Below are 6,535 nucleotides of genomic sequence, written 5' to 3' on the forward strand. Positions count from 1 at the left end.
TGACGCATATTACTATCTTAATTAAAACAATTATTAGCTTATAAATCATATAATTATAAGTAAATAAACTAATGAAAATAACGACCTAAATAGAGAAATTCTTGATTCGAGGACGAAAAAAGGAAAAGATAGTAAAAGGGCCATAATGAAACCGATGATTCGCATAACGACGGATGGAAACCAGATAATTAAAACGAAGAAAAACAACCTATTATAATAAATGCCAAGCTAATATAAATAGTCTTGGCATTTTTATTAATGTGAAATTTAGCTGTAAAAATTATCCTCTCAGTATGTAAATGGGTGCATTTAGGTGATTAAACTTCTTTATTATTCCCGAAACTATCAAAACCTATTTCACAATTCAAATAAAAGAGTCTAGCATACGGCGCATTCCTAAACCAAACTCTTAATATTTAAATTGAGGTATAAATCAAAATTTAATGAATGTCTTCCAAGTAATCGGCTTTGTTATAACTAGCTTGAATAGCGTCTTTCTGTTTGATTAAGGTGTCTCTAACAGGAAGGCTTATTTCATAATTATTTAAGATATCCTCATAATCTTCTATAGCAGCTTTTTCGCCTGTTTTAACCTCTTCTAACATAGATTCATCGTTATCTATAGAGAAGAGTGCTTTTGTATCGATCCACGCTCTGTGGATTGATCCAGAAACGCTACCATCTTTTTCGCTTACTTCCATACCTTGAGTTCTTAAAGCACTGCTAAGTTCATTAATATAACCGCTTCTTTCTAGTGCTTTCTGATTAAAAAAAGTCTTTAATCTTGGGTTTTCAACATGTTGTGCCACTTTTTTAAAACCTTTTTCTGCATCATATGCTTTTTCCAAAAGTTCATTTAATTTGTCTTTCGTCTTGTCGTTAAACATTGCCATAATAATCTATTAAATTTACGGTAAGAAATTTGATGCCTACCGAATTCATCACTTTAGTCACACTAAAATTAGCTGCTTAAAAGAACAATTGTTAATCCAAATGAAACTGTTATTTGCTCATCTGGGTTCGGAAGATTTTGGGTCATTTTTAAAAGCTTTCTACCACTTGAAGCAAAACTCCCCTTTTTCCGGACAATGACTATTTCAAAATGCTATTTTTCTGTTTTTATCTATAAATGAAGCGTCTATAGTAGCCTTAAAAAGCTATATTAAATAAGGCCCTATTGTTTTTCAACGTTATAACTCAATTTTTTCTTAAGAATTTTATCATTGATTAAAGGTTTGTTGCAATAAAGACAGCTCAGCTATAACCCTATACAACAAACATTTTAAAGTCTGATTATCTGGAACATAAATCAGTGTTATGGTTTATTAAAATTATTTTTAGCCATTGGTACACCTTAGTCTTTTGGTTTTACTTCCATTGTTGAGGGGGGCCTAAAAGCTATAATCACTTTTAAGGTAACCAATGTTACAGTGCGCGTATTATTTTAAGCCTATCTTCGATTTTGAAATCAAAATTTAATTTTAAAAAAGAAAGTATGAAAAATCAGTTTTTAATGATCCTTCTTATTTTTATCGGGTCTGTTTTATGCACTTCAGTAGCCGCACAGTCAATAAGTGTTACCGCTATTGAGAACGCTGTTAAAAAGGATGGGAAATACGCTATGCTTGTTTCAAATGCGCGCTATTTTCAAGCAGCGGTGAGAACGGGGGTCGGACTCAAGGCTAATAACCAAGATATGGATTTTGAAGTGGTGTTAATTGGCCCTGTAGTTAAAGATTTAGCCACAGATGAGGGGTTGAAATCTACTATTGAAGCCGGTAAAAAAGCGGGTATTCGCATCGTTGTTTGTGAAGCTGCTATGAATTATTTTAAATTAAAGCATAAAGATTTTCACCGTTCCATAGCATTTACACCCGATGGGTTTATTTATATGTTTGGTTTGCAGGAAAGCGGATTTAAAACAATTACGTTATAACCGATAGGAGATAAGGCTTAAGAAATAGCCGGATTCTTAAAACGTGAATCCCTTTTGAGGATTCTTATTTTGAACCCTAAAAAACGCTTGTATCTATGGGGTGCAAGCGTTTTTTTTGGACTTAGTGTCAACTCTAATCCTTTTTTTTGAGATCTCCAAAGTTACGAGTTGGCCTATTGGAGAAGTCAGCAGAAGTCATAGTACTTAAGGGAAACGAGGTGGGAGAAAAAGCCCATAGGACTCACAATTAAGGAAGGACGGAACAACGTTCTCTATTACATTCGCATAGGCGCAAATTTTTGTAGCCTATGCTTAAAATAGTAGGTCGCTTCAATTGGTGTAAAGAGCAATTGTTGAGATGAACGTTGAACCGCCGTATACGAGACCCATATGTACGGTGGTGTGAGAGGCGCACTGGCAATCATTCGAGTGTCAGCCGTCTACTCGATTAACTGCCGTATTTTATTCTCAAATCAGTAAATATTTTTGTCATTGGTAATTGAATCTCTTTTGTATCGTAAATCATCATTAATTTATTTACTTCCTCTAAGTTATCTTTATATGATTTACCGTTTAATTTACACAATGAATTAACTCCATTTGTTATAAATTTTTTTGAAAGTATCTGTGATATTATGTTACTCAAATTAACATAGACACTTTCAGGTCCGACAATTATTTTAGAGGTATTCTGCAATATGCTGTTTAAGATTCCTCCATATTTTTGTTCTACATTATTATCTGTTTCAGTTGTAAATAACAATATAATTGCATCACAGAAATAAAATGTATATGGATTTTTTAAATCGTTGGAAGTCGCAATAAATTTGCTTTTTACTGAATATTTGTTGAAATTGATTAACATCTTAAAATCTTCAATTTCTTTTTTATAATTAGTATTCTTTTCATATAAAAAGCCATATAAGAAAAATTTAATTTTTATTAACTCCGATTTCTTTAAATAACTGTAATTATCCTCTATTTCATAAACTTTGCAGAATCTGAATATAATTGACAGGAAGTAAAATAATATTTCTTCATTCGTAATTTTTTTAGGTTCATATATCTCATATTCACTCTGATATTGACTACAAATGAAGTTGGATTTAAATTTTTCAACTCTAAACTTTTGTAAAAATTCAGAGGCAAATTTTGATTCTAAAACACCTAATTTTTTTCACAAACTTTACATAGAATATTATCTCTTTTATAATGATTTTCCTCAATGTTCGTGCACTTATTTTTTAAGTTATCTCGACCATAATAAATATTAACTTCTGAATTTATTGAATCAATATTATACGATTCTTCATTATAATGATTCCCAACGCAGTTCTTAATTAAACTGGCTGGAATTAGATGAGAACCAACTTCATCTGCTGTTTTATCACAAATTATACAATTCATATCTTGATTTTCATATGGCAGTTAACGTTTTTGTATAAGAATAGTTGCGGATTTGTATGCGAGGATTTTCCAAAGGAAAATCAGACGTTACAAACACGTAACAACCTATGATTAAGTACTAAACCGCAATTATTTTTATACGGTGTTACAGCACGTTTTTTATTTTCCGTTTTAATTTTTTATCATTTATTTCAATAGTAATATTACCACAAATTCCTGGGAGATTAATATCACTTTTGATTATTGTAATATCATTAAGGTTATTCTGTTTAATTTGATCTAAAATATTAACACCTAATATATAATGTTTTTTGTCTAATTTTAATAAAAATAGAACTTTACATTCGTAATAGTAATCTTCACCTCTATAATCTTCGTGATTTCTATCTATTTCAACGAAACAAGTTCCTATTCTAGCATTAAACTTACTATCATAGTAAATTTTTTCCTTAATGAATTCTAATTTCAATTTTTTTGAGTTAATACTTTTGAATTTCAAAATCCATTCAGCGTTCAGCTTTTCAGTCAGAAGCGAGTCAGTTTTTATTTGTTGAGATAAAATAGTTTTACTGAAAGATAGTAGTAAAGCAAAAATTAATAATCGTTTCATATTTTGTTTATTTCCATCAAATTTAAAGTTAGCCTTTACATAATAAAAGTCAAAATGAGTGAACTGGTCTTTTGGTTTAGCGAAATGTTTTTCTCAAATGTGTTGTAACGTTTTTGTATATGGAAAGTAAAGGTTTTTAAGACTTTAATTTTCGGTTCAACGCTGTGATTGTTTTGTGTTTTCACTCTAGGTAGAAAACTGATCCTTTATGTTTTATATACGTTGTGTGTGCCCAGTATGGGCATCTTAAACTTACAGCAAAGTAAGTAATTAATCTAGAGGGTGCAAGTCCCTTATGCGCTGGGGTAACGCCTAGAAGCATTAGTAAGTCGCAAGGGTGGTAACTGCAAAGTTACCTCTGAAGAAAGCGAGACTACAAAACTCGGTACTGACGAACAGAAACCGTATACAGAGGCCTATTTACTCGGGTAAGCAACCACATCATTGCAACGCCCAAAGAGTATCAAAAGGGTAAGTAGGTAGATACGGCAGGGATTGAGTGAAAGAAGATGTCATTACCTGGGGAGATCTCCAAAGTTACGAGTTGGCCTATTGGAGAAGTCAGCAGAAGTCATAGTACTTAAGGGAAACGAGGTGGGAGAAAAAGCCCATAGGACTCACAATTAAGGAAGGACGGAACAACGTTCTCTATTAAATTCGCATAGGAGCAAATTTTTGTAGCCTATGCTTAAAATAGTAGGTCGCTTCAATTGGTGTAAAGAGCAATTGTTGAGATGAACGTTGAACCGCCGTATACGAGACCCGTACGTACGGTGGTGTGAGAGGCGCACTGGCAATCATTCGATTGTCAGCCGTCTACTCGATTGTTTGCAGTTTTTATTTTTTATATAAAGTTTCTTAAAAACGGAGTTTGTCTAACTTTATCAAAATAATAAAAAATGTCTTTAAACATTTTCAATGAACTTTAAAAATATGTTTTATAGGTGAGGCTATTGAACCGTTTTTTTAAAGTTTTATTAGAATATAATCAGAATGTTGTCTTTAATTGCTCCAAATAATTGCTTTTCTCAATTTTTTTGTCTAGATTAGTTGGGTCTTATACGTTCCCAACGTTTTGATAGCGAGCTCTCAACGATGTCAATCGAAAGACTTAAACTCATAAATCCCTTTAGGATTTAATACAACACGCTTTCTTTATATTCTAATAATTCATTGATTTATACACTAAGTTAGGCAAATTGCCAACAACTTAGTTATATGAGCATAAAACCAATGCATTACCTTCTCTATTGGTTGTGTAACTGTTGATTTTATGCCCGAAAAGGCTATTACTATTACATCTTAAAATACACCTATGGGGTGTGAATTAAGATTAATTAATAGTACACGTAATATAGAAATAACTTATTCTTTATTATTGTAAAAAATCGTAAATGTGGGGTAGTGGTTATTTAAATTAGAAAAAGCCCATAGGACTCACAATTAAGGAAGGACGGAACAACGTTCTCTATTAAATTCGCATAGGAGCAAATTTTTGTAGCCTATGCTTAAAATAGTAGGTAGCTTCAATTGGTGTAAAGCGCAATTGTTGAAATGACTATTGCACCACCGTACGTACGGTGGTGTGAGAGGCGCACTGGAAATCATTCGATTGTCAGCCGTCTACTCGATTGGCAACTGGCTTTATTTCAAATACTTGGTTATTTCTGAAAGTTCCATAATTACAGAACTCGAATTGACATTAAAACACGCACTTCCAATTCCGTAATTGATGTTAAATTCCATTTGATTTTTATAGGTAAACGAAATTCCAAATTCGTTGAGTTTATAATATCTAAATTCTATCCATTTCATACAATCACTAATTTCAGGAATCTTGGAATTAGAATCGTATTCAGCTTTTAGTTTTTTATTAATTATTTTTTCTAATTCTATTCCGAGATTATTGAAAAAGTCCGAGTTTTTTATTTTTATTGTGTCAGTTTTGTTAATTTGTAATAATTCGTAATTGTAAGAATATCTACCTTTGTAGTCTGGTTTTCCAATTGATTTGAATAAATGACTGTCAAACTCACAAGTTTTAGTTATTAAAACATCTGAATATTCAGACTCCTCTTTTGTTGATTCTTTACAGACTATATTTAAGTCATTTTGTTGAGCTTTCACTTTACAAGAAAAAGTCAAAATTAGAATCAAAATTATTAATGTATATTTCATTTTTTCAATGTTTCTCAATTCGTTTTTCAGCTTGTTGCCAACGGTCTTGTGTATGAAACGTAGCGTATAAATAAACGCTAACTTTTCGGATTTAGCACGAGCCGAATTTTTAATTTTTATGTTTACTTTTTTTTCTAAATATAACCAAATTAAAAATTTGGCGTACTTTGTAAATATACGAAAACCTCTCGAAAACCCTATAATAGCTATGTTTTATACGGTGTGTGTGCCCAGTATGGGTGTCTTTTACTTACAGCAAAGTAAGTAATTAATCTATAGGGTGCAAGTCCCTTATGCGCTGGGGTAACGCCTAGAAGCATTAGTAAGTCGCAAGGGTGGTAACTGCAAAGTTACATCTGAAGAAAGCGAGACTACAAAACTCGGTACTGACGAACAGAAACCGT

General features: G+C 31.9%; 5 protein-coding genes. 1 reads left to right on the forward strand and 4 read right to left on the reverse strand.

Going from position 1 to position 6,535, the window contains the following annotated elements:
* Positions 1-440: 440 nt before the first annotated feature.
* Positions 441-893 carry a ferritin-like domain-containing protein gene (locus ES676_RS12750; protein WP_148370710.1) on the reverse strand — a complete coding sequence of 151 codons (453 nt, stop codon included), beginning with the start codon at positions 891-893 and terminating at the stop codon, positions 441-443.
* Positions 894-1,495: 602 nt separating this feature from the next.
* On the opposite strand from ES676_RS12750, the gene ES676_RS12755 reads away from it, so the two are divergent.
* Positions 1,496-1,936: a DsrE family protein gene (locus ES676_RS12755; RefSeq protein ID WP_148370711.1), complete on the forward strand. Its 441-nt coding sequence runs from the start codon at positions 1,496-1,498 to the stop codon at positions 1,934-1,936.
* A gap of 448 nt (positions 1,937-2,384) precedes the next feature.
* Here ES676_RS12755 and ES676_RS12760 read toward each other — a convergent pair whose 3' ends face one another.
* The 3 genes from ES676_RS12760 to ES676_RS12770 all read right to left on the reverse strand — a co-directional run bounded on the left by ES676_RS12760 (position 2,385) and on the right by ES676_RS12770 (position 6,110).
* Positions 2,385-2,801 carry a hypothetical protein gene (locus ES676_RS12760; protein ID WP_148370712.1) on the reverse strand — a complete coding sequence of 139 codons (417 nt, stop codon included), beginning with the start codon at positions 2,799-2,801 and terminating at the stop codon, positions 2,385-2,387.
* A 687-nt stretch (positions 2,802-3,488) separates the two neighbouring features.
* Positions 3,489-3,953 carry a hypothetical protein gene (locus ES676_RS12765; protein WP_148370713.1) on the reverse strand — a complete coding sequence of 155 codons (465 nt, stop codon included), beginning with the start codon at positions 3,951-3,953 and terminating at the stop codon, positions 3,489-3,491.
* Positions 3,954-5,597: 1,644 nt separating this feature from the next.
* Positions 5,598-6,110, reverse strand: coding sequence for a hypothetical protein (locus tag ES676_RS12770; protein WP_148370714.1), 513 nt, complete (start codon positions 6,108-6,110; stop codon positions 5,598-5,600).
* Between the last annotated feature and the right edge of the window lie 425 nt (positions 6,111-6,535).

The organism is Bizionia saleffrena (assembly GCF_008086175.1).
In the GTDB taxonomy this organism is placed as follows: Bacteria; Bacteroidota; Bacteroidia; order Flavobacteriales; family Flavobacteriaceae; genus Bizionia; species Bizionia saleffrena.